This is a genomic window from Kitasatospora sp. NPDC050463, from assembly GCF_040655255.1.
GTDB lineage: Bacteria > Actinomycetota > Actinomycetes > Streptomycetales > Streptomycetaceae > Kitasatospora.
Genome location: NZ_JBFAJO010000027.1, coordinates 67,635 through 91,388 on the forward strand (window position 1 = coordinate 67,635; position 23,754 = coordinate 91,388).

Consider the following 23,754-nt stretch of genomic DNA (forward strand, 5'->3'; position numbering starts at 1 on the left):
GTGCGTGCGTTGCTCATGCGGGCGCTCCGGGGATCGGCGGCGGAGAGCGGGAGCCGGCTGGGACCGGGGTCTGCTCACAGACCGGCCGGGGTGCTCGGGCCGGCGGGCGTGCTCGGGGCGGCCGGGGTGCTCGGGGCGGCGGGGAGCGGGGGCAGTTCGGCGGGCCGCACGGTGAAGTCCCCCGTGACGACCGGGGCGAAGGGGGCCGGTGCCATGCAGGTGCCGACCCGGCCCTCGACGGCCTCGCCGGTGGCGTCGGTGTCCAGGTTCGCCACGCCCCAGGAGAACCCGACCCGGTCGGGGCGCTCCGGTGAACCACCGTCCAGGACGCTGAAGCCCCGGCGCTTGCCGATGGTGTCGGCGACCTCCGGGTCTGCCCGGGTGATGATGGCACTGAACGAGGCCGCTCGGTCACCGGTCAGCAGGCAGTCCACCGCGGCCTCGGACGTCACCGTACGGTCCAGCGCCGCGACGTGGTGCGAGATCCGCACCGTGCCGCGCGCATCGGAGGGCAGCCCCTGCGGCGCCCCCGGCACGGGACGGCTGAACGGCACGGCCTCCACCTCGAACGTGAAGCGTATGTCGTCGTCGGGAGAGTAGGCGTAGGTGATCCGCGCAGAGCCGCCCACCCCCGCCCTCGCCGCCGGTGCCCCCGCCCCCGGCGAGGGGGAGGCCGAGGAACCGGACGTGCCCACCGTCGGTGACACGCTCCCGGCACCTGCGACCGGCGAGGAGGACGCGCAACCGCCCACGGCGACAAGAAGCGCGGTGACGACGATCGCCCCGGTGGTGGCCCTCACCCGGGCGGTGTTGATGATGACGGACATGCCGAACTCCCTCGTCTGGCGCGCCTACCGGCCCGTGGCCGGGGCTGCTCCCTTGCTGACGGGTCCAGCTTCTCGCCTGACCACCGGGCGGCACATGTGCCGTTCGGCAGGTTCTGAACACCTGTCAGAGCCCGGTACCCCTGCCGTCCGGCAGGGGTACCGGTGCACCCGCCCCGGGCACCCGCCGCCCCGCTCGCCCGCCCGGGCAGCGTGTCCGCGCCCTACGCCTCTCCGGCGCGCAGCGGGTAGCGCGGGACGGAGCGGCGGCGGGCGATCCGCCAACCGTCCTCGGTGCGGACGTAGACGTCGAAGTAGTCCCCGTTGTGGACGGTCCCGTCCGACTGGATCGCCAGGTAGCGGCTGCGGCCCCGGACGGTGCCGTCCGGCTCGGCGGTGAGCACGCTGTCCAGGGTGTGCTGGTCGGGAGAGCGGCTGCCGAGGTCGCGGCTGAACACCCGGATCTTCTCCAGACCACTGAACACCGCACCGGTACGGGCGAGTTCCAGCACCCCGTCGGTGGCGAAGACCTCGCCCAGCGCCTTGGTGTCGGCGTTGTCGAAGGCGTGCGAGAAGCGGGCGAGCAGTTGGCGGATCTGCTCGGCGTCGGACGGTGACAGGTCGGTGGCCATACGGTCTCCTCGGCGGACAAGTCGGGGAAGGACAGGGAAGGCTGGCAGAAGGCGGGAGGCAGGCAGGACGGCCGAAGGCCGGATCGTCTCGGGGTGGACGACCGGCCGGTCGTCAGCGACAGAGCGAGCTGGCGCACCGCTGCAGGTCGACGTCGAGCCGGGCCACCAGCCTCAGAGCCACGGCGATCGGCCCGCCCGTCCGCTGTGCCACGACGTTCTCCGTCCTCCGCCCACCCGGGCCTCGACCATGGCCGCCTGTGACATGACGCCGTGTCACCACGCTCGCCCCGGTCGCCGCATCGCGGTACGGCGGCTGCCGGTCAACCGGTCCGGGCCTGCGACCGGCGCTCTTCGCCGTCCCCGAGTCTAGGAAGCCGGAGACGATCAATCAACGCCCCGACCAGCGATTCAACGCCTGCGCGGCCTCCCGCAACCGCGCGCCACAGGGCCGCAACACCGCGGCCACACCGGCCCGGTGGAACGGCGCCCCGGCCCTGCCCCGACCGCACCCCTCACACCCTTCGCACCCCCTCACCCCTCGCACCCACCGAACGGCCTGAACGACGCGAAGCGCCCCGAACGGCCACCGCGCCCGGGCAGCCGGAAGGCCCGGGCCGCCAGGCCCGGGCCTTGGTCACCGCCACCGCCACCGCCACCGCCACCGCCGATCGGGTCAGCAGGCGCAGGAGATCCCCGAGCGGGGGGCGGTCAGGTCGTCCACCGGCCGCTGCTCGGTGCCGTGGTCGGTGTCGTAGGCGAAGCCCTCCCGGGCCCAGTACTCGAAGCCGCCGAGCATCTCCTTGACCGGGTGGCCGAGCCGGGCGAACGCGAGGGCGGCGCGGGTGGCACCGTTGCAGCCGGGGCCCCAGCAGTAGGTGACGACCGTGGCCGAGGGGTCGATCAGCAGCGGCGCCAGCTCGGCGATCCGAGCGGTGGGAATGTGCACCGCGCCCGGGATCCGGCCCTGTGCCCAGGCCGCCTCGCTGCGGGAGTCGACCACCACCACGCCGGGGACGCCGGCGGCCAGGTCGGCGTGCACATCCGAGACGTCGGCCTCGAACGAGAGGCGGGCGAGGAAGTGCGCGGCGGCGACGGCCGGGTCGGCGGCGGGGACGCTGAGAACGGCGCTGGCGGTCATCGGGGTGCTCCTCGAACTCGTACCGGGGCCCGCCCTGTTCGGCGGTGGTTCGATCCTCGCCCACCGGGGGCGGGGTCCTCGAGCGGCGTGATCGCCCACCTTCGTCAAGATACCGCCAACCCGTGAGCGCCCAGCCGGGCGCGCACCCCGCGCAGTTCGTGCCGGGCGAGGGCGGGCAGCGCGGTCGCGGCGTCGTCCAGCACCGGGGCGAGCAGGGCCACGGCGGTCTGCGGGTCGTGGGCGCACAGGTGGCAGTCGGCCATTCGGATGGTGAACAGCAGTCGTGTGGTCGGCAGTTGGTCGGGGGCCAGCAGTCGCAGCGCGGTGTCGGCGGCGTCCACGGCGCGCAGCGCGAGCCGGTGGTCCCCGACGGCGGCGGCCGCGTCGCGCAGCGCGGCGGCCGCACCCGACTCGACCCGCAGCCGCATCGAGGCGATGGAGAGCCAGGGCGCGTCGGTCTCGTCGTGCTCGCCGATGTGGTCGAGGTGGAGCCGGGCGCGGGCGATGTGCCGGACCGTCGCGCGGACGTCCCCGGCCAGGGCGTGCGCCCGGGCCTGGCCGACCTGGGACATCGCGCCGGCCCAGTGCCGGCCGGGCGCGGCACGGGCGATCTCGCGGGCGTAGCCGAGCGCGGCGGCCGGGTCCCCGTCGAGCCGGGCCAGGGTGCTCATGTCGCTCAGCGCGGCAACCTGGGTGGCCGGGTCGTCGGCCAGTTCGGACCAGGTGAGCGCGCGGTCGAAGCAGGCCATCGCGGTGGCGTTGCGGCCGTGCTGCATGCGCAGCCCGCCCGCGGCGTGCGCGTACTCGGCGGCGAGCCGGGCCAGCGGGCGGCGGGCCCGGGCGTCGATGGTGCCGGTGAGCCGGCGCAGGATCACCCGCAGGGTCTCCTCGACGGCGGCGGTGCCCGGTCCGGCGGGCGCCTCGCCGGCCCGCAGGTGGGCGGCGAGCAGGCCGGTGAGGGCGTGCGCGGTGTCGGGGTCCAGCGGCGGCGCGGTGTCCGGGTCGGCGGCGCAGAACGCGGCGTGCAGGACGGCCAGTTCGCCGGCCTCGGGGACGGCGCAGCCGGCCGCGCCGTGCAGCGGGCAGAGCAGCCCGTAGTCGGGCAGGCGGCGGGGCGGTCCGCCGGCGGCGAACGGTGGCAGGGCCGGTTCGGAGGTGGCGGGGCCGCCGGGCAGCGGGTGGCGGGCCCAGCCCGCCGGTGCCGGCGGGGCCGGCGGCGCGGGGCGGTCCCACTCCCCCGCGTCCCCCTCCTCGGCGCGCAGGCAGGCGGTGCGCAGCTCGCCGTCGGCGGTCAGCAGGCCGTCCAGTCGCTCGGCGATCCGCAGGGTGGTCCGGCGGGCGCCGTGTTCGAGCTTGCTGACGGCGGTGTGGTCGTAGCCGATCTCGGCGCCGAGCTGGGCCTGGGTGAGGCCGGCGCGCCGGCGCCAGTGCCGCAGGCGGGCGCCGAAGGCCCGCCAGAGCGCGTCGGCCGGCGGCGAACCGGCGGGCGGTGCGTCGGCGTGGTTCCGGTGCACGGGGCTGCCCTCCCGAGATCGGTTCCGGCGGGTCGGTACCGGCGGGCCGGTTCCGGTGAACGGTCCTGGCGGGCCGGTTCCGGTGAACGGTCCCGGCGGGTTTCGGTACCGGCCAACGGTCCCGGCGGGTCGGTTCCGGTCCCTCCGATGAACAGGACGGTACTGGACCGGACGCCCTCCGTACATGAGGTGGTCTCAACCTCTTGGTCTCAACCTCTCCACAAAACCCGCAGCTTGACAGAACTTGCCAACCGCACGAATGCCATGCCGGACCCGTTGACCGGGGCATGACGGCGTGTGAGGGTTCCGGCACCCGAACGCGGACGCCCGCAACGGCCGTCCCCCGATGCGGCCCGCGGTGAGCGCCGGACAGGCACGTCGTCCGCGGTCGAGCACCCCCACGTTCGAGGAGCCCCGGAATGAAACGCAGATTACTGACGGCGGGAACCACCCTGACCGTCCTGGCCGGCATGCTCACCGCCACCGCGGTCGGGCAGGCCGCCGCCGAGCCGGGTCCGGCCGTGAGCGCTCCGCCGAGCGCGCTGGCCGCCGCCGTGTCCGCCGCCGACCAGGCGGCCGCAGCAGGCCTGGACGCCCTGGCCAAGGGCCCGGGCGAGACGTACGAGCGCCAGTCCGTCACCCCGTGGCTCGGCGGCCTCTACTCGGTCGCCTACGAGCGCAGCTACCGGGGCCTGCCGGTGGTCGGCGGCGACGCCGTGGTCATAGCCGACGGCCAGGGCAAGGTCCGCGGCCTCCAGTCCGCGGCCACCGGGCCGGTCGGCGGGGCCGCCGTCTCCCCGCTGACGACCGCACCGCTGATCAGCGCCGCCGACGCGGAGAAGACCGCGCGCGCCGGACTGGCCGCCGTGGACGGCGTCGACACCCGTCGCCTGGTGGTCAAGGTCCAGGACGGCACCGGGCGGCTCGCCTGGGAGACCGTGCTCACCGGCCGGACCGCCGCGGCCCCGAGCCGGCTGCACGTCTTCGTCGACGCCCGCACCGGCGAGGTGATCGACAAGTACGACGACGTCAAGGCCGGTACCGCGAACAGCAAGTGGAACGGCCCGTCCCCGGTCACCATCAGCACCACCGCCTCGGGCAGCACCTACTCGCTGCGCGACCCGAACCGCTCCGGGCTGAGCTGTGCGGACTACGGCTCGGGCCAGGTGTTCTCCAAGTCGAGCGACTCCTGGGGCACCGGCAACCCGACCAGCAAGGAGACCGGCTGCGCCGACGTGATGTTCGCGGCGCAGAAGGAATGGGACATGCTCCGCGACTGGCTGGGCCGCAACGGCCACAACGGCAACGGCGGCAGCTGGCCGGTCAAGGTCGGCCTGAACGACGTCAACGCCTACTGGGACGGCTCCTCCGTCTCGATCGGCCACAACAACGCCAACGAGTGGATCGCCGCCGTCGACGTGGTCGGCCACGAGTTCGGCCACGGCATCGACCAGTTCACGCCCGGCGGCGCCAACAACGAGAACGGCCTCGGCGAGGCCACCGGCGACATCTTCGGCGCGCTCACCGAGGCGTACGCCAACGAGCCCGCCCCGTACGACAATCCCGACTACACCGTCGGCGAGATGATCAACCTGGTCGGCAACGGGCCGATCCGCAACATGTACAACCCCTCGCTGGTGGGCAACAACCCGAACTGCTACTCGGCCTCGATCCCGAACACCGAGGTGCACGCCGCGGCGGGCCCGCTGAACCACTGGTTCTACCTGCTCTCCGAGGGTTCCAACCCGGGCGGTGGCAAGCCCACCAGCCCGACCTGCAACAACTCCTCGGTGACCGGCGTCGGCATCAAGGACGCCGGGCGGATCTTCTACGGCGGCATGCTGCTCAAGACCAGCGGCATGACGCACAAGAAGTACCGGGTGGCCACCCTGACCGCGGCCAAGAGCCTGGACCCCGGCTGCACCCTGTACACCCGCGCCAAGGCGGCCTGGGACGCGGTCAGCATCACCGCCCAGAGCGGTGAGCCGACCTGCACGCCGAGCGGGAACAACGACTACTCGCTGGCCGTCAACCCGGCGTCCGGCTCCGTCCAGCCCGGCGCCTCGACCACGGCCGCGGTGAGCACCGCGGTCACCTCGGGCACCGCGCAGGCCGTCAACCTGGCCGTCTCCGGCGCCCCGGCCGGCGTGTCCGTCTCGGTCAGCCCGACCTCGGTGCAGGCCGGTTCGTCCGCGACGCTGACCGCCTCGGCCTCCTCCTCGGCCACGCCCGGCACCTACGTCATCACGGTGACCGGCACCGGCTCCGCCACGCACACCGCGCAGTACACGCTGACCGTCGGCGGCGGCAACCCCAACCCCGGCGTTCCCGACATCAGCGTCGCCAACGTGCAGGCGCACCTGAGCCAGCTCAACACCATCGCCACCCAGACCGGCGGCACCCGGCGGGCCGGTACGGCCGGCCACAGCCAGTCGCTCGCCTACCTCAAGGGCAAGCTGCAGGCCGCCGGCTACACCGTCAGCGAGCAGACCTGCACCTCCTGCACCTACAGCTCGAACAACCTGATCGCGGACTGGCCGGGCGGCCCGGCCGACCAGGTCACCATGTTCGGCGCGCACCTGGACAGCGTCGGCGCCGGCCCCGGCATCAACGACAACGGGTCGGGCTCCGCCGTCCTGCTGGAGAACGCGCTGACGCTCGCCCAGCAGAACCCCACCCTGACCCGGCACGTCCGGTTCGCCTGGTGGACGGGTGAGGAGCAGGGCCTGCAGGGCTCGCAGTACTACGTCAACCAGCTGGGCTCCACCCAGCGCGGCGCCATCAAGGGCTACTACAACTTCGACATGGTCGGCTCGCCCAACGCCGGCTACTTCATCAACAACATCAACTCCACCGCCTCCGCCCCGATGAAGGCCTACTGGGACTCCCTGGGCATCCAGCCCGAGGAGAACGTCGAGGGCCAGGGCCGCTCCGACGACTACTCCTTCCAGCAGGGCGGCATCCCCACCTCCGGCTACGCGGCCGGCGCCAGCGCGGTCAAGACGGCGGCCCAGGCGGCCAAGTGGGGCGGCACCGCCAACCGGGCGTACGACTCCTGCTACCACCAGGCGTGCGACACCACGAGCAACATCAACGCCACCGCGCTGGACCGCAGCGCCGACGGCGTCGCGTACACCCTGTGGAAGACCTCGGTCGGCAGCGGTCCCATCCCGACCAACGACTTCTCGGTCGCGGTGAGCCCCACCACCGGCAACGCCACTCCGGGCGGCTCGACCAGCGCCACCGTCTCCACGGCCACCACCTCCGGCTCGGCCCAGACGGTGAACCTGTCCGTCTCGGGCGCCCCGGCCGGTGTCACGGCCACCGTCAGCCCGTCCTCGGTGCAGTCCGGCTCCTCCGCGACGCTCTCCGTCGCGGTCGGCTCCGGCACCGCGGCCGGCACCTACACCCTCACCGTGACCGGCACCGGGTCGACCGTCCACGGCACGACCTACTCGCTGGTGGTCGGTACCGACCCGGGCAACCCGGGCGGCACCTGGACGCCGGGCACCACCTACCAGGCGGGCGACGTGGTCACCTGGAACGGCGTCAGCTACCGCTGCATCCAGGGCCACACCGCCCAGGTCGGCTGGGAGCCCAACATCGTCCCGGCCCTCTGGCAGCAGATCTGAGCGGACGGATCCGCTCCTGAGGTGCGGGACAGGCTGTGCCGCGGTTCGTCGAGGGGGACGAGCCGCGGCACGGCCGCGTCCGCGCGCGGGCACCGGATCAGCCCGGGTGGAAGACGATCCGGACGTTGGCGTCCACCGGGAGGATCAGCACATTGCCCTCCTCCCACGTCCAGTCCCGCGGGATCAGGAACATCCGACCGTCGGCCTGCGCCAGCAGGCGGAGGCCGCGGTAGCGGTAGTGGAACCGCTGTCCCGCCGCGGCGTCCGGCAGCGTCCGCTCGTCCACCCCGGACCACTGGAGGTAGAGCCGCTCGGTGGTGTCGAGGACGACTGCCGGGCGCAGCGCCAGGTTGGCGGCCAGCCGCTCGGCGTCCGCCTTCCCCTTCTGATGGGCGAAGCCGCCGGCGGCCCAGAACGAGCAGAGCACGATGAGCGCGGTGCTGATGCCGAGCGCCGCCCGCTCGCCGGTGAGCGGATAGGGGGCGCCGGTGGTGCGGACGGCGAGCAGCCGGGCCAGCACGACCAGCAGGAGCGCGCCGCCGAGCAACAGCGGAGTACCCATCGGCCCCGCGTCGATCACCTCGAACCCGGCCAGGAAGCCGAGCACCACCAGCGGGACGACCAGCACCGCGACGGCTCGGCACGCCCGGCCGACGACCCTGCCGGTGTCCGGCCCGGCCCGGACGGCACGGGTCGCCAGGTGGTAGGTGGCCGCGGCCAGCAGGGCGCCGCAGAGCAGCACCCCGGCCGGGAGGTACAGCGCGGGCGAGCTACGGAGCAGGAGGTCCTGGGTGCCGAAGCCGATCGTCGCGGCGTCCAGGCCGAAGTAGTTGTAGAGCGAGTCGGTGTAGGCGAAGCCGAAGAAGAACAGCAGTGCGGTGATGAGGGTGGTCGGCGCGACCCAGGTCGTGATCAGGCCGAGCCAGCTGCTCAACGAGCGGCCGGCGGACGGCTCGGGCTGCTCGGGCTGCTCGGCCGTGGCGGCGGGCTCGGGTGGCTCGGGCGTGGCGGCGGGCTCGGCCGTGGCGGCGGGCTCGGGCTGCTCGGCCGTGGCGGCGGGCTCGGCGGCGGGTGGCTCCTCCTCCGCAGGGCTCAGGGTGTGCTCCCGCTGCCCGCCGACACGTTGCCGGCGCTGGTTCCGGCGTCACCCCCGGCGGTGCTGCCCGCCGAGCTCCCCCCGTTCTCGCCCCCGCCGTTCTCACCGCCCCCGCCGTTCTCACCACCCCCGCCGTTCTCACCACCCCCGTTCTCGGCGCCTGTGTCCGGCACCGTCAACCCTTCTGTGGCTTGGATCGACTGGCTCTTTCCGCCCGCGGTCAGGGTGAAGCAGACCTTGACGCTGCTGGTGGTCGGCTTCGGGCCCGGCAGGGAGACCGTGGCGGTTGCCTTGCCTCCGTCGAATTCCACACTCGTGGATCCCGAGGACTTCGCGCCACCGGCACAGTCATTGACCTGGGTCACCTTGGCGGTGAAGGCGCTCGTCACCGAACTCGTGAGCGTGAGATGGGCCGTCGGCCAGATTCCGGTGGCGCTCGCCGACACATTGCCCGCGCCGGTGAACCCGCCCTGGTTGCCGCCCGCCTCCGTCCGCTTGTCCTGGGGTTGCTGCCCCGAGCCCTCCGCCGGGGGCGTGTCCGCCGGCTCGGCGCCGCCGGCCGCCGAACTCGCCGCCCCGGACCCGGAGCCGCCGCCTCCCCCGCCGCAGGCGGCCAGCGCCGGCAGCAGCAGGGCGGCGGCCAGCCACCGGGCCGGTCTGCCGACGCGAGGACGGGGCGTGCTGGGCGGGGTCCCGGGCATGCGTTTCTCCCATCGGTGGGCAACTAACGGTGCGGGCCGGGTCGGCCTCGCCGAAGGTTACCGGTTCGCACACGCTGTGACTGTCCGCCGCCCGGGTGGCATCGCCCCGCCCGTCCCGCCCCGCCCGGGGCCGGAGCGGCGGTGCGGTCCGGGACACGGCCTGACCGGTGACCGCACGTTGACGTACAGTCAGGTGCGCGCAGCAGCCGTCCGAGTGGTCGGTCCCTTCGGCAGAGGAGCACGCCGTGGCCACCCAAGCCCACCCCGCCCCCGCCTCCGTCCCCGGGCCGCCACCCGCCCACGGGGCGGCCCGGCCCGTGCCCGAGCTGCCGGCCGAGACCGTCGCGCGGTGGCGGGCCGAGCAGTCCGACCTGATCGAGCTGCTCGCCGTGGCGCGGCAACGGCTCGGCGGCGTCGCGGCGTTCCGGCTCGGGCCGCAACCCACCGTCCTGGTCACCGACCCGGACGCGGTACAGCAGGTGCTCGGGCGGCATCCGGACCGCTACGTCAAGCGCTCCCACCGGGCCCGGATGCTGGCGGGCGAGGGGGTCCTGTCCGCCACCGGCGAGGCATGGAAGCGCCAACGGCGGTTGTTGCAGTCCCAGTTCACCGGGACCGGGATGCGCCGCTACGAGCAGCGGATCGCCGAGGCCGCCCGCCGCGCCGCCGACCGCTGGGCCGGGTACGCCCGCACCGGGGAGCAGTTCGACGTCGGCGAGGAGATGCGGCACTTCGCCCTCGACACCATCTGGCGCGCCCTCACCGGCCGCCCGCTGGACGACCGGACCGACCGCGAACTCGCCTCGGTGGCGCGCGTGGTGGCGGCACTGCCGACGCTGCCCGCCGACGGCGCGGACGCCCGGGAGGCGGTCACCGACGACCTGGCCCGGATCGACGCCGTCGCGCACGCCGCGATCGACGCCGCCCGGCGCGATCCGGCGGGGGACGGCCTGCTGCGGGTCCTGATCGACGCCGCAGACGAGCACCCCGAGTACACCGACCGGCTGATCCGGGACGAGCTGGTGACCCTGCTGGTCGCCGGGCACGAGACCACCGCCACCACGCTGACCTGGCTCTTCCTCCTGCTGGACGGCAACCCCGGGGCCCGCGCGTGGGCGCTGGCGGCCGGCCCCGAGGGCTCGGCCGAGCGCCGCGAGGCGGTGCAGGCGCTGGTGAGCGAGACGCTGCGGCTCTACCCGTCCGCCTGGATCCTGCCCCGGCACGCGCTGGAGGCCGACACCCTGGCGGGCCACCGCATCGAGGCCGGCACGGATCTGCTGGTCTGCCCCTATCTGACGCACCGCGACCCTCAGCTGTGGCCCGACCCCGAGCGCTTCGACCCGGCCCGGTTCACCTCTCCCGGCCGCAAGCCCGCCCACCTGGGCGCCTACTACCCCTTCGGGCTGGGCGCCCGCGCCTGCCTCGGTACCCAGTTCGCCCTGCGGGAGACCACCGCCCTGCTCGAACTCCTCCTCCCGGCGTTCTCACCCCGCTTCCTGAGCACCCCCGGCGGAGCGGCCTACAGCATCACCGTCCGGCCCGACGGCCCGGCCCCGGCCACACTCGCGGGAGAGTGACCGGGGCCGGGGCCGGGGCCGGCGCTCCGCCGACGTGTTCACCGCCCACCGGGGGCGGTGAACCACCACGCGGGCGATGCCCGGAGGGGAGCGGCCGGGCCGCTCCCCTCCGGGCGTGGGTGACGTCCGCGTTCGATGGCTGCGGCGTCAGTGGCGCCGGCCGAGGTAGGCCGGGGTGACGGCCGAGATCAGGGCGGCGGCCACGGCCACCTGGAGCAGGTGCCGTATCCAGTCGACGCCGCCCGTGTGCCGTACCCCGAGCGCGGAGGCGAGCACGTTGCCGGCGAGTGCGCCCACCAGCCCCAACAGCATCGTCAGCCAGAGCGGAACGGGCTGACGGCCCGGCAGCACCAGTTTGGCGAGCAGACCGACAACGAGTCCGACGACGAGCGCCCAGATCAGCGTCATGGGAACAACCTCCCTGTTGGCAGGGCTCCCGGCCGGTCGACCGGGACGCCCCCTCGCCTGCCCCGCCGTCACCCCCGTCATGCCTGCCCGTCGTTCGGCCGGGCGGCTCAGCGTGCGGCGTCCCGCTCGGCGGTCCGCCGGCGGAGCCCCTCCTGCGCGGCGACGTAGCGCAGCATGAGGCGGGCGAACTCCAGGCGCTCACCCTCGGTCCAGTCCCCGGTGACCTGCTCGAAGGCCGCGCGCTGGTGCCGGCGGAAGCGGCTCATCAGCTCCCGGCCCTCGGGACTGAGGTGCAGGACGGTGCGGCGGCCGTCCTGCTGGGAGGCGGCGCGGACCAGATAGCCGGCGGAGATGGAGTCGGACACCATCCGGCTGGCCACCGAAGGGTCCACGCCCAGGTGTTCCGCCACCGCGCCGACGGTGACCTCACCCGCGTCGCCCTGCTCGGCCTCCAGGACGATGTTGAGCACCAGGGTGCGGCTCAGGTCCTTCTGGGAGATCGGATTCTCGACCTCCAGGAGCGAGGAACGGCGCAGCTTCCCGAAGGCCGGGCCGACGGCGTTCAGCAGCTCATCGGCCGTTTGCGGCTCGTGCTTGGTCATGCCGCCCATCGTATCCGGATGACCTTTCGAAGACATGTGTTGACATGAAATTACATGCATGTCAGCATGCATATGTCTACAGCAACGAATGGAGCCACTCATGAAGACCCTCGTCACCGGCGCCCGCGGCAAGATCGGCCGAGCCGTCGTCGACCGCCTCCACGCCGCCGGCCACACCGTCCGCGCCGCCAGCGCCAGCCCCGCCGAACTGACCGTTCCGGCCGGCGTCGAGGTCGCCGAACTCGCCCTCGACCGGCCCGAGACCTTCACCGCCGCACTCGGCGGCGTCCGCCAGGTCTTCCTCTATCCGCAGCCCGCCGGCATCCACGAGCTGATCACGGCCGCCGAGGCCGCCGGCGTCGAGCACGTCGTCCTGCTCTCCTCCTCCTCGGTCCTCGGCCCCGACGCCGCGGACGACCCGCTCGCGAGCCACAGCCTCCGGGTCGAGCAGGCTCTCGCCGCATCAGCGCTCACCTGCACCTTCCTGCGTCCGGACGCCTTCGCCAGCAACGCCCTCGGCTGGGCCTGGTCCATCGGCCGGTCGATGCCGGTCCAGCTCGCCTATCCCGGCGCGCACATCGCGCCGATCCACCCCGAGGACATCGCCGACATCGCCGTCGCCGCCCTGACGGGCCAGGCCCTGCGGGGCACGTCCCCCACCCTGACCGGCGCCGAGTCGCTCAGCTTCCGCGAGCAGCTCGCCATCCTGGCCGACACCCTCGGCCGCGACGTCCCGGTCGAGCACATCACCCGCGCGGAGGCCGAGCAGCAGCTGGGCCACCACATGCCCGCGCCGATGGTCTCCTCCCTGCTCGACCTGTGGGAGGCCGCCGACCGCCACGGCCCCGCCGTCGTCGCCGACACCACCGAGACGCTGCTCGGCCGGCCCGCGCGCCCGTTCCGGCAGTGGGCCCGCGAGAACGCCGCCGCCTTCACCGCCGCGCACTGACCCGGCCGGGCACCGCCCGGCTCCGTGCACCGACCCGCCGGGCGCCACCCGGCCCCGCCCGCGACACCCAGGGAGTCCCGCATGAAACCCATCGGCTACTGGCTCAACCGCACCGATCAGGCCCTCACCGGCGCCATGGACGCCCTGCTGGCCGAGTTCGGCCTCACCCGGCTCCGCTGGCAGGTCCTCAACGTCGTCGACGACGACCCGCAGGCCACCGACGCCACCGTCCTGGCCGTGCTCGCCGCCAACGCCCGAGCCGCCGACCTGACCGCCGCCGTCACGGCCGTCCTCGCCGACGGCTGGGCCGCCCGCCCGGCCCCGGGCCACCTCGCCCTCACCGAGATCGGCCGCACCCGCCTCGCCGAGGTCGCCGTCCGCGTCGAGGCCTTCCGCGCCCGGTCGGCGGCCGGAATCTCCCCCGAGGAGTACCGCACCGCCGTGACGGTCCTGGAGCGGATGACCCGCAATCTGGAGACCGGCGCGGGCCGGTAGACCGGCCCGCGGGGGCCCGCTACCTCTGCGCCGCCGCGCCGTCGCCCCAGCCCTCGACCCGCAGGATGCTCTTCCCGTTGGTCCGGCCGTCGAGCAACCGCTGGACGGCGGTGCCGAGTTCGTCCGGCCCGTACTCGGCGGTGATGTCGAGGCGGACCTCCCCCCGGGCCAGCAGGTCCAGCGCCCGGCGGGCGGTGGCGGCGAGCCGCTCGGGGTGGGTGCGCGCCAGCAGGTCGCCGTTGTGGGTCACCAGTGACTTCCCGTCCATGAGCAGGCCGTTGGCGTCGACCTCGACGGGTTCGTAGCCGCCGATGTTGCCGAACACCACCAGCCGGCCGTGCGGTGCGAGCCGGCGCAGGTTGTGGCGGCGGGTCCGACCCCCGACCGGGTCGAGGATCACGTCGAACCGCTCCTCGCCGAGCCCGTCCGGGAACTCCTCGCGCAGCAGCACCCGGTGGTAGCCGAAGCGGGCGGCGTACTCGGCCCTGGCCGCACTGCCGACCACACCGACGATCCGGGCCGCACCGGCGAGCCCGGCGAACTGGACGGCGAGCGTGCCGACCCCGCCCGCGGCGGCGTGGATCAGCACGCTCTCGCCGGGCCGGACCCGGGCGGCGTCGTTGACGAGGTCATGGGCGGTGGGCGTCCCCCAACCGAATCCCGCCGCCGTCCGCAGCGGGAGGTCGCCGATCGGCAGGGCGAGCGCCGCGGGCGCCACCACGGTCTCGGCGTACGCGCCCGCCGTGGTCAGGGCGACCACCCGCTCGCCCACCCGGCTCCGCGGCACCCCCGCGCCGACGGCGCTGATGTGGCCGGACGCCTCGAAGCCGGGGACGAAGGGGCGCGGCACGGCGAAGTGGCCGTCCCGGACCATCGTGTCCCCCCACTGGATTCCGGCGAAGGCCACCCGGACCGCCACCTCGCCGGGGCCGGGTACGGGTTCGCCGACCTCGTCGACCCGGTACGTGTCGTCGATGTCGAGAATGATCGCCTTCATGGTGACAGCCCCCTGCGTTGACTCAGTATCCTGTTTCACAGCACGGGCGACACTAGGTATCACAGGATCCTGTGTCAACACAGGAAGCTGAGTCGAAGGAGTGGGAACATGCCGGACGTCCCGGTCGACGAGTACCTCTGCACCCGGATCCGGCGCGCGGAACAGGCCCTGATGGCGCACCACGAGGCGGTCCTACGCGGCCACGGTCTGACCATGACGCAGTACACCGTGCTGCTGACCCTCTCCCGCGAGGGCGGGATGTCCGCCGCCCAGCTCGCGCGCGCCTGCGGAGTGACCCAGCAGAGCATGGCCAGCGTGCTGAGCAACCTCGAAGGCAAGCGGCTCATCGGCCGCGCACCCTCCCCGACGCACGCCAAGGTCCAGATCGCCACCCCGACCGACCAGGGCCGGGACGTCCTGGACCGCGCGTACGACGAGGTGATCGTGCTCGAACGCGCCCTCACCACCGCGTTCACGCCCGCCGAACACGCCTCGCTCGTCGAACTCCTGGAGCGCGCCACCGCCGTCCTCGTCGACCAGACCCCGGCCGGCCGGAGCCGCTGACCGGGTTCGCGCACGCGGTGCCCGGCCGGCTACGGCGCGTCGGCCGGGCCGGCGGCGCTCACCGGCACGTCGGGGTGGCGGAACCAGGAGCCTTGGACCGCCCACTGGACCAGCATCAGCACACCGCCCAGCACCAGCGCGCCGATGCCGATGACGGTCACGCCGCCGGTCTCCCCGATCAGCGGCAGATCGATCGAGGTCGAGCCGTAGTCGGGGTCGGCGTAGACGTCGAAGGCGGCGTAGCAGAAGAAGTAGAGCAGCACCAGGCCGCCGGCCAGCGGTACGAGCCCCTTGAAGACGAAGTCCTTGACGCTCCTGGTCAGGACCCGCCGGTAGTACCAGACACAGGCGAAACCGGTCAGACCGTAGTAGAAGGCGATGCCGAGCCCGACCGACGCGATGGAGTCCGCCAGCACGTTGCCGCTGATCGCGGTCAGCAGCACGTAGAAGGCGATCGACGCCAGGCCCATGCCGATGGTGGACCAGGTCGGCGTGAGGTGGCGGGGGTGCACCCGGCCGAACACGGCGGGGACGGCCTTGTGCGTCGCCATCGAGAAGGAGGTCCGGGCCGTGGGCAGGATGGTGGTCTGGGTGGAGGCGGCAGCCGACGTCAGCACCATGAAGATCAGCAACTTGCTGAGGAACCCGCCGAAACCCGCGGTGCCGAAGACCGCGTCACCGAGACCGGACAGCACGTCCCCGGAGTTCTCCTCGTTGCCCAGGCCGATGCCCTCAGTGCCGATCCCGGCGAACGCCAGCGCCGAGGTGGACACCAGGGTGTAGATCAACAGCAAGAGCACGGTGGAGATCACCGCGGCGCGCCCCGGGGTGCGCTTCGCGTCGGCGGTCTCCTCGTTGACCGAGACGGCCGTGTCCCAGCCCCAGTAGATGAAGACCGCGGCGAGCATCCCGGCCGTGAAGGCACCGGCCGAGGGGATGTCGAAGGGGTTGAACCAGGAGCCGCTGACGTGGGCCGCCGTGGCGGGCGCACCGCTGCCGTAGGCCTTGACCAGGGCGGTGACCGACAGCAGGACCAGCATCACCACCTCGATCGAGAGCAGCCAGCGCTGCAGGGCGGCGGAGATCTCGATGCCGATGTAACAGATCGCCGTCATCACGATGATCCAGACCACGCCGGCGATCGACGTCCAGACCGTACTGTCGGCCAGCGAGTCCAGCCCCACCAGCCGGAACCCGTAGACGCCCGCGATCTGCGCCAGGTTCGCCATGACGATGATGTCGGCGACGATGATCCCCCAGCCGCCCATCCACCCGGTACGCGGCCCGAACGCCCGGGCGGCCCAGGTGAACGTGGTGCCGCAGTCGGGATCGGAGGCGTTGAGTTCCTTGTAGGCGTAGGCGATCATCAGCATCGGGATGAACGCCAGGACGGTGACGATCGGAGCCTGGAACCCGACGCCCACCACGATGATGCCGAGCGTGGCGGCGAGACTGTAGGCGGGGGCGGTGGAGGCCAGCCCGATGGCGATCGAGGACACCAGACCGAGCGCACCGGTCTTGAGCCCCTTCTCGCCCGCGCCGGAGCCGGTCGCCAGGGGCGCGACACTCCGGGCCGGGCCGTCGGAGGAGCGCGCCATCGGTCCCACCTCCTCCCCCCGACCGGCCCGAGGACGTCGGGCCCGGTCACGGGGTAAGACAAATCACCCTGAACCGACCATACTGCCGACGCCCGTGCCCGGCCCGCCCGGCCGGCGGCGGCCGATCGACGGATCCCACGCCGTCGCGGCCATGGCCGACCGGCGGCGACCGTGAAAATCGCTGTCCGATCACCGGAGCCCGGTGATAGACATTCGGCGTGGAAAAGAATCTTGAGTTCCCCGACCTGCTGCGACTGATCGATGAACGGTCGACCGCCTTCCGCTCCGCGGTCGCCGCCGCGCCGACTCTCGACGCAGAGGTGCCGACCTGCCCCGGGTGGACGCTGTTCGACCTGGTGAAGCACCTGGGTGGGGGAGACCGTTTCTGGGCCGCCATCGTCGGCGCGGGGCCTGCCGACGGTCCCCCGGCCGAGGCCGTCGCTGCGCGCGCCGCTCTGGAAGTACCGCGGGAGCGCGAGGCCCTGCTGGCCTGGCTGGCCGCCTCGACGCAGCTTCTGCTGAGCACCCTGCGCGAGGCAGGCCCGGACGCCGACTGCTGGGCGTGGTGGAGTGGCCTGCAGACGCCGCGGACCTCTGGCGGAGTCGCCCGGCACCGGGTCCAGGAGAGCGCGGTGCACACCTACGACGCCCAGCTCGCCGGGGGCGCTCCGCAGCCGCTGCCGGTCGAGGTGGCACTCGACGGTGTGGAGGAGTTCCTGTTCACCTGCGTCGCGACGTCCAGCGCCTGGCCGCACAAGCCCGCGACCTTCGACTTCCACGCCACCGAGGGCCGCTCCTGGCGCCTCACGGTCGACGGCGACGGCGCACGCTCCACCCGCATCCACGCGCCCACCGCCGCGACCGGCGAGGACTCGGACGCAGCCGGCGTCTCCATCCATGGCACGGCCAGCGAGTTGATCATCTACCTGTACGACCGCATCCCGGCCGCCTCCTTGCACGTTGACGGAGACGCAGGGCTGCTCGACCTGCTCCGCGCCTGGGAGCCGGAGGTGTAGGACGTAGCGGGGGCGATCGGCCGCGCCTGTGCGCTCCGAGCCACTCCTCCACCGGCTCGAAGCGTCTTCCAGGCGCGGTCCACCACGGTCCACGTTCGCCGCCCACTGGTGGGCCGGTGCCCGGTTGCCATCGGCGCTGACATCCGGCCTGGCAATTCGATGGCGCACAGCCGACCGAACGTCGACTCTGGTCACCGTGTCAGAACCCAAGCACCGGATCCGCGCCCTCTACACGGCCTCCACAGTGACCGTCTACCAGGCATACGCACGGGAGATCGGCCTGCCCGCCGCACAGGACGGTCACTTTCCCGCGGCCTGGCAGAGGGACCGGATGACATGGATCAAACCGTCGTTCCTCTGGATGATGTATCGCTGCGGGTGGGCGAGCAAGGAAGGCCAGGAGACCGTCCTGGCGATCGAAATCACCCGCGAGGGCTTCGAATGGGCCCTGGCCAACGCTTGCCTGGCCCACTACGAACACGGGCTGCATCCCGACCGCGGCACCTGGAAGCGCCGGCTGAAGCGAGCCCCGGCCCGAGTGCAGTGGGACCCCGAACGCGATCTGCACCTGCAGCCGCTCCCTCACCGCTCCCTGCAACTCGGCCTCGCCGGCGAGGCCGCTGAGCGCTACGCAGAGAGGTGGATCGTCTCGATCAACGACGTCACCGCGCTCGCGCATGCGATCCATGCCCACGTAAGGGACGGGGCTCTGGACGCCGCTCAGCAACTCCTTCCCGCAGCACGCCCCTACCCGGCGAGCGACACGCTTCTGGCCCATTTGCGTGGCTGAGCCGTCCCCGACCAGCCGGGACTACGGGCTGCTCTGTCGCCACCCGCTTGAGACGGTCCATGGAGCTGCATGACTCGCCCTCTGAGCGGGTGTCGGTGTCGGCACTACAACAGGCCCTTTCCGGGCGTCAGTGTGAGTTGCCTGGCTGTCCGCCGAGAACAGTGCGTGCGGCCATCGGCCGGTGGTGGCGACGCCAGCATGGGGCAGCGGCGTGCCGCCGGGCCCGCCGCGCTCGGTGCCGAGCGCGGCGGGCCCGGCGCACCTCAACAGGCGGGCTCAGTGGCGGTGGTGGTTGTCCGGTTGGGCGGGGTCTCCCGGGTGTTCGAGGCCGGGGAGGAGGGTGAGGCGGGTGGCGCGGGCGTGGTCGAGCCAGCGGACGAAGGTGGCACGGCGGGCGGCGGCACGGACGGTGGGGGTCGGGTCGGGATCGGGGTGCGTGGGTGCGGGGAGCTCGGTGTGGCGGGCGGCGGTCCAGCCGCCCGCCGTGACCCACTCGCCCGGGGCGGCGGCGCGCAGGGCGGCGGCGAGGGCGAGCGGGAGGGTCTCCGGGTCGGCCTCGAAGGTGCCGCCGTCGGGGAGGGTGAGGTGCCAGAGGACAGCGGTGGGGCGGCCGGCGGTCATCGCGCGGTAGTGGGCCACCTCGTCCGGTCGGGGCCGGACGTCCGCCGTGACCGCCTCGTACACCGCCCGTACCGCCGCGCTGTCTTCATAGGCGGCCGCCGTGATCGAGCCGAGTTCGACGGCGGCCTGCTGGTCGAGCCGGGCGGGGGTGTCAGTCGCGAGCGGCAGACCGCGCTCAGTGCAGACGGCGGCGCACAGCTCCTCGGTGAGCACCACCTGGGCGACCCAGCGGGTGAGTTGGCGGTCCTCGGAGCTTCCGGGCCGTGGCAGGGCGGCGGCGCGTGGGCCGGATCGCAGGGCGGCGAGGCGGCGGTCGAGTTCGGTGCGCGGCAGCGGGTGGCCGTCGAGCAGGCCGAGGGCGTCGGCGGTCACGGCTGCACCACCAGGGCGACGGCCGGCGAGTACTGGCAGCGGCCGAACCACATCACCTTGACCAGTGCCCAGTACGCGCCCGGGTCGGCGTCCTCGGGGGCGGCGAGTTCGAAGGCGGCGGTCTGCTCGGCGCCGGCGGCCAGGGTGAAGCCGCGGACCGGGGCACCGACCGCCTCCCAGGTGCCCCACGGTGAGACCAGCTGGAGCTCGCCCCGGATCTCGCCGCGGGTCCGGTTGGCGAGGTGGACGGCGAGGGTGGCCCGGCCGCCGGGGGCGACCTTCAGCGACTCGGAGCCGGCCGTCACGGTGAGGCCGGTGTCGCGGCCCTCGGCGGACTTGGTGCCCTGGGCGGCGGTCCAGTCCTCGGGGGTCTCGCCCGGGACGGGCAGGAGGTCGGGGAGGTCGCCGACGGCGAGGGTGACGACGTCCTCGATCTGCTGCCCGTCGTGCGTGATCCGGACGGCGGCGAAGTACAGCCCGGGTTCGACCTCTGCCGGCGGGGTGAGCGTGACCGGGAAGCGGAGGTGTCCGCCCGGCTCCAGGCGGTAGGGCCGGGCGCCGGGGCTCGCCGTCCACCCCTCGGGGGGCAGCACCAGCGCGGCCCCCTCCACGGCGGCGTCCCGCAGCTGGGAGGAGAGCGCGACGGAGAGTTCGACCGGCTCGCCCGAGGCGGCCGTCCGCAGCAGGCCGGGTGAGGCGCCGACCGACACGGGGAGGTAGCCGAGTGGCGCCGGGCCCCGGTTGTGCAGCCAGTACCGGGCATGCACGGGCTGGGCCACCTCGGTGACCGCGCCGAGCACCGGGCCGGCCGGGTCGGCGGCCACGCTCGGCCGGGCCAGCACGGTGGCGATCTGCGAGCCCGCGAGGTCCAGGTCGATCGGTCCCAACGGCCGTTCCAGCAGGTCGGCGCGGTGGAGGTCGGTCAGCCCGAGGGCGCCGCCGAGGGTGGGGGTGCGACCGAGGCCGGTGGACTCGACCAGCCGGACGGTGAGTTGCTCACCGGTCGGTGCGGCCGAGCCCTGCGCGATCGGGTTGCCGGTCGGCTTCACCGTACCCACCAGCACCTCGCGCGCCGGTTCGACGCGCAGCCAGGAGAGGGTGGCGGGCAGCGGCCCCTTCCGGGCGGCGGTGATCCGGGCGTACAGCGGGTGGTTGAACTCCTGGCCCTGGGCGGGCAGCGCCTGGGCTCGCCAGTCCCCTGCGCCACCCACCAGCGCGTAACTGAACTCGTGCGTCCAGTGCTGGAGTTGGAAGGAGGCGCCGTCGGGAAGGGTACGTCGGGGCGGATCGATCCAGACGCCGGAGGGCCAGCCGGTGCAGGAGCGCATCAGCGAGAGGTGCAGCGCGCCGGTGGTGTCGACCGCGAAGCCGGGCAGGCCGAAGCTGAGCAACCCGACGGTGTGGTCGGTGAGTTGCTCCGACGGGTGGCGCACCCCGGGGCAGACGGCGGTGATCCGGGCGTCGGCGAGGTCGTGGACGAGCGGAGCCGGGTCGGCCACCACCAGGGCCGGCAGCGCGCGCAGGTCGCGCAGGTCGGCGCCGGGCTGCCAGACCTCGGCGAGCGGGGTGAGCGCGGGCACCCAGACGGCGCCGTGCGTCTTGAGCAGGGTGGCGTACTCCTCGCCTGCGCGGTCGATCAACTCCCTTGCGCCGGCGTTGGTTTCGGGGCCACCCAGGACGATCCGGAAGTCCGGCAGGTTGGAGTCGACATCAAGCCAGCCGTAGCGGGCCCAGTCCGCGCCGGAGGTGGTGGCGGTGACGCCGACCCGGGCGAGTGCCACCACCAGGTCGCGGGCATCGGCAGCCGAGTCGAGGTCGGGGGTGACCACCTCGGCGACGCCGAGGGCGCGTTCGCCGAGCGGCGCGCCGGCCGGGTCGGTGAGGACGACCCGGGCGGTGGAGCCCAGGCCGAACCAGGTGTTGGCCGGGTTGTCGAGGGTCCAGGGAGCCTCGGCGGAGTCGACGTCGGGCAGGGCGAAGCCGCGCCCGATCACCGCGTCGGCGACTTCGCTGACCGGCAGCGCCCCGGGCAGGTCGACCGGGAAGCGCAGCCGCAGCAGCCGGTCGGCGCCGGAGTAGTCGACCACCCTGGTCCGGCAGTCGACCCGGTCGACGCCCTGCCAGAGCGTGACGGTCTGCTCGTAGCGGACGCCGTCGACGGTGCCGGCGATCACCAGCCGCTCGCCGAGCGGGCCGGTCTCGCGGCGCACGCTCGCCGGCTGCTCACCGGAGCCGAGGACGGGCCCCTTGGGGACGAGGTGCCAGGGGCCCTCGCCGAAGTCGGGGTGCTGCGGGTACTCCTCGTAGACCCGCAGCTCGTTGCCGATCCGGGAGCGCTGGATCAACTCGCGCTCGTGCAGCAGATCCCGAATGGACGTCAGTCCCCCACCGCGGGCCGGGTCGGCGGTGACCCGGTAGCGGGCGTTGGCGACGGTGTGGCCGTCGGCGAGCGACCAGGCGGTGTCCTCGACCCCGTCGCCGGTACCGACCAGCCGCCAGGTGCGCCAGCCCAGTGCGGGCACGTCGGCGGCCAGGAAGCGCAGGGTGCCCCGGTCGACGGCGCTGGGCACGGTGGCGCCGGTGTCGTCCAGGACCCGGACGGCCCGCGGCTGCCCCTGCGGCAGCCGGACGGCGACCAGGTCGGTGCGGTCGAAGGAGAGGGTGTTGGTGACGACCACGGCCGAGCCGATGCCGGCGGTGTCGATCCGCGCGGTGAGCGCGTCCAGCGCCCGGTCCCGGACGTCGGCGGCCAGGTCGTAGGCCTCGCGCCAGCCGCCGAGCAGGTCGAGGTAGACCTGGTCGGACTCCGAGCCGGTGATCGCGTCATGGTGGGCGCCGTAGGCGAGTTGGCGCCAGACCTTGTCCAGCGCCGCCTCGGGGTAGCGCCCGAGCCCCTGCACGGTGGCGAGGGTGGCGAGCTTCTCGGCGTCGACGGCGGCGACCTCGGCGGCGCGCTGGGCCTGCTTGGTGTCGATGTAGGAGACGTCCTTGCCGGTGTAGACCGGGTTCATGTCCCGGGTCTGCGGGCTGGGCCGGCGGCCGGTGGCGGCCAGCTCGGCGCGGACGGCGTCCAGGAAGTCACGCGGGGTGGCGCAGACGAACCGGGGCCACAGGTACTTCTCCGCCCAGGAGCGATGGATCTCGGTGACCCACTTGTTCGGCGGGGTGTAGTCGGTGCCGACGGGCAGCAGCAGGTTCTTCGTCGCGCCGACCGGCTTGAGCTTGCGGTACAGCTCGTAGACGGCCTGCTCGGCGGTGGCCAGGTCGGCGGAGGAGTCCATCCACCAGCCGGCCGAGTAGTGGTGCGGCATGTAGTGGGTGAGCACGCCGTCACCGGAGGGCGCGATCCACTCGAACTCGCTCGGGAACTGCATCACCCGGGCGTCGTCCTTGGCCTCGCGGAAGTTCTTCTGGATCGGGCCCCACTGGTGGAACGGGCCGCGCGCCCAGGCGCTGCCGGTGAGCCCGGCGGCGGCGAGGTGGCCGGGGAACTGCGGGTCGTGGCCGAACACGTCCAGCTGCCAGGCGGTCCGTGGATCGCCGCCGAGGACGTCGCGCTGGTAGCCGATGCCGTAGACGATGTTGCGGATGGTGGTCTCGGCGCCGGTGAGGTTGGTGTTGGGCTCGTTGTAGGTGCCGCCGACCAGTTCGACCTGCCCGCGCTCCAGCAGCAGCCGCAGCGTCTCGCGGCGCTCCGGGTGCTGGTCGAAGTAGGGCTTCAGGTAGTCGACTTCGGCGAGTACGAACTTGTACACCGGGTCGCGCAGCGCGAGGTCCAGGTGCGCGTCGACCAGCGCGAAACCGTTGCGCTCCCAGAGCGGGCGGGTCGTCGCGTCGGCGGAGAGCAGCTCCCACGGCGAGGTGTAGGCGGCCTGGGTGTTCCACCAGACCGGGTCGTAGTGGAAGTGCGAGACCAGGTACATCGTCCAGCCGGGTTCGGCGACCTCGACGACACCCTCGGCCGCGGCGCCGTCCGCGGTCACGGTGACCGGCAGCCGTGCGCCGACAGCGGCGCCGGTGATCTCCAGGGGGACTTCGACCAGCCCCGTACCGGCCGCCTCGCCGTGCACGCCCGGGCCGGTGACGGCGATCCGGGCGGACGGGCCGTCGAGGGTCACGCGCAGCAGCTGGCGCGGCGCGTCCTCGGGGCCGGTGAAGAGGTCCGTGCTTTCGACGGCGGTGATGGTGACCGGCACGGGGTGGGTCCTTTCACGAAGGTACGGAAGGG

The 23,754-nt window shown here is 73.5% G+C and carries 19 protein-coding genes; 7 read left to right on the plus strand and 12 right to left on the minus strand.

From position 1 onward, the window contains the following. Window positions 1-74 precede the first annotated feature (74 nt). The 4 genes from AB0J08_RS18945 to AB0J08_RS18960 form a co-directional block, all read right to left on the minus strand. Window positions 75-827, minus strand: a complete 753-nt coding sequence (locus AB0J08_RS18945) for a hypothetical protein (RefSeq protein ID WP_360634913.1) — start codon at window positions 825-827, stop codon at window positions 75-77. A gap of 221 nt (window positions 828-1,048) precedes the next feature. Further along, entirely contained in the window at window positions 1,049-1,456 is a 408-nt protein-coding gene (locus AB0J08_RS18950; RefSeq protein WP_360634916.1) for a nuclear transport factor 2 family protein, read from the minus strand. Window positions 1,457-2,129: 673 nt separating this feature from the next. Beyond that, window positions 2,130-2,594: a rhodanese-like domain-containing protein gene (locus AB0J08_RS18955; RefSeq protein WP_360634919.1), complete on the minus strand. Its 465-nt coding sequence runs from the start codon at window positions 2,592-2,594 to the stop codon at window positions 2,130-2,132. A gap of 104 nt (window positions 2,595-2,698) precedes the next feature. Further along, the gene (locus AB0J08_RS18960) at window positions 2,699-4,108 is read right to left on the minus strand and encodes a helix-turn-helix transcriptional regulator (protein ID WP_360634922.1); all 1,410 of its coding nucleotides are present in this window, start codon (window positions 4,106-4,108) and stop codon (window positions 2,699-2,701) included. A gap of 419 nt (window positions 4,109-4,527) precedes the next feature. On the opposite strand from AB0J08_RS18960, the gene AB0J08_RS18965 reads away from it, so the two are divergent. Then, window positions 4,528-7,740 (plus strand): M28 family peptidase, encoded by a 3,213-nt coding sequence (locus AB0J08_RS18965; protein WP_360634925.1) that lies wholly within the window; start codon window positions 4,528-4,530, stop codon window positions 7,738-7,740. Window positions 7,741-7,837: 97 nt separating this feature from the next. Here AB0J08_RS18965 and AB0J08_RS18970 read toward each other — a convergent pair whose 3' ends face one another. Then, window positions 7,838-8,674 (minus strand): hypothetical protein, encoded by an 837-nt coding sequence (locus tag AB0J08_RS18970; RefSeq protein ID WP_360634928.1) that lies wholly within the window; start codon window positions 8,672-8,674, stop codon window positions 7,838-7,840. A 158-nt stretch (window positions 8,675-8,832) separates the two neighbouring features. Further along, window positions 8,833-9,537 carry a hypothetical protein gene (locus tag AB0J08_RS18975; protein ID WP_360634930.1) on the minus strand — a complete coding sequence of 235 codons (705 nt, stop codon included), beginning with the start codon at window positions 9,535-9,537 and terminating at the stop codon, window positions 8,833-8,835. 245 nt (window positions 9,538-9,782) lie between these two features. Here AB0J08_RS18975 and AB0J08_RS18980 point away from each other — a divergent pair, with 245 nt between their 5' ends. Next, window positions 9,783-11,114 (plus strand): cytochrome P450, encoded by a 1,332-nt coding sequence (locus AB0J08_RS18980; RefSeq protein WP_360634933.1) that lies wholly within the window; start codon window positions 9,783-9,785, stop codon window positions 11,112-11,114. Window positions 11,115-11,261: 147 nt separating this feature from the next. On the opposite strand, the gene AB0J08_RS18985 is transcribed toward AB0J08_RS18980, so the two are convergent. Beyond that, complete coding sequence (locus AB0J08_RS18985) at window positions 11,262-11,522, minus strand: GlsB/YeaQ/YmgE family stress response membrane protein (protein ID WP_360634936.1); 261 nt, start codon at window positions 11,520-11,522, stop codon at window positions 11,262-11,264. Between the two features lie 107 nt (window positions 11,523-11,629). After that, on the minus strand, window positions 11,630-12,124 hold the full coding sequence (locus AB0J08_RS18990) for a MarR family winged helix-turn-helix transcriptional regulator (protein WP_360634939.1): 495 nt from the start codon (window positions 12,122-12,124) through the stop codon (window positions 11,630-11,632). A gap of 100 nt (window positions 12,125-12,224) precedes the next feature. Between AB0J08_RS18990 and AB0J08_RS18995 the strand changes: the two genes are divergently transcribed. Continuing rightward, on the plus strand, window positions 12,225-13,073 hold the full coding sequence (locus tag AB0J08_RS18995) for an NAD(P)H-binding protein (protein WP_360634942.1): 849 nt from the start codon (window positions 12,225-12,227) through the stop codon (window positions 13,071-13,073). An 81-nt stretch (window positions 13,074-13,154) separates the two neighbouring features. Next, entirely contained in the window at window positions 13,155-13,568 is a 414-nt protein-coding gene (locus tag AB0J08_RS19000) for a MarR family transcriptional regulator (protein WP_360634945.1), read from the plus strand. A 19-nt stretch (window positions 13,569-13,587) separates the two neighbouring features. Here AB0J08_RS19000 and AB0J08_RS19005 read toward each other — a convergent pair whose 3' ends face one another. Further along, a complete protein-coding gene (locus AB0J08_RS19005) occupies window positions 13,588-14,565 on the minus strand; it encodes a zinc-binding dehydrogenase (RefSeq protein ID WP_360634948.1) in 978 nt (325 codons plus the stop codon). A 108-nt stretch (window positions 14,566-14,673) separates the two neighbouring features. On the opposite strand from AB0J08_RS19005, the gene AB0J08_RS19010 reads away from it, so the two are divergent. Next, window positions 14,674-15,129 carry a MarR family transcriptional regulator gene (locus AB0J08_RS19010; RefSeq protein WP_360634951.1) on the plus strand — a complete coding sequence of 152 codons (456 nt, stop codon included), beginning with the start codon at window positions 14,674-14,676 and terminating at the stop codon, window positions 15,127-15,129. Between the two features lie 29 nt (window positions 15,130-15,158). On the opposite strand, the gene AB0J08_RS19015 is transcribed toward AB0J08_RS19010, so the two are convergent. Continuing rightward, window positions 15,159-16,727, minus strand: a complete 1,569-nt coding sequence (locus AB0J08_RS19015) for an APC family permease (protein ID WP_360634954.1) — start codon at window positions 16,725-16,727, stop codon at window positions 15,159-15,161. 218 nt (window positions 16,728-16,945) lie between these two features. On the opposite strand from AB0J08_RS19015, the gene AB0J08_RS19020 reads away from it, so the two are divergent. Continuing rightward, entirely contained in the window at window positions 16,946-17,743 is a 798-nt protein-coding gene (locus AB0J08_RS19020; protein WP_360634957.1) for a maleylpyruvate isomerase family mycothiol-dependent enzyme, read from the plus strand. A gap of 196 nt (window positions 17,744-17,939) precedes the next feature. Then, complete coding sequence (locus AB0J08_RS19025; protein WP_360634960.1) at window positions 17,940-18,533, plus strand: DUF4291 domain-containing protein; 594 nt, start codon at window positions 17,940-17,942, stop codon at window positions 18,531-18,533. Between the two features lie 276 nt (window positions 18,534-18,809). Here the strand turns inward: AB0J08_RS19025 and AB0J08_RS19030 are convergent, their stop codons facing one another. Together AB0J08_RS19030 and AB0J08_RS19035 are read right to left on the minus strand one after the other, a co-directional pair. After that, window positions 18,810-19,526: a hypothetical protein gene (locus tag AB0J08_RS19030; protein WP_360634963.1), complete on the minus strand. Its 717-nt coding sequence runs from the start codon at window positions 19,524-19,526 to the stop codon at window positions 18,810-18,812. Next, entirely contained in the window at window positions 19,523-23,722 is a 4,200-nt protein-coding gene (locus AB0J08_RS19035) for an NEW3 domain-containing protein (RefSeq protein WP_360634966.1), read from the minus strand. Before AB0J08_RS19035 ends, AB0J08_RS19030 begins: the two co-directional genes overlap by 4 nt. Window positions 23,723-23,754: the final 32 nt, after the last annotated feature.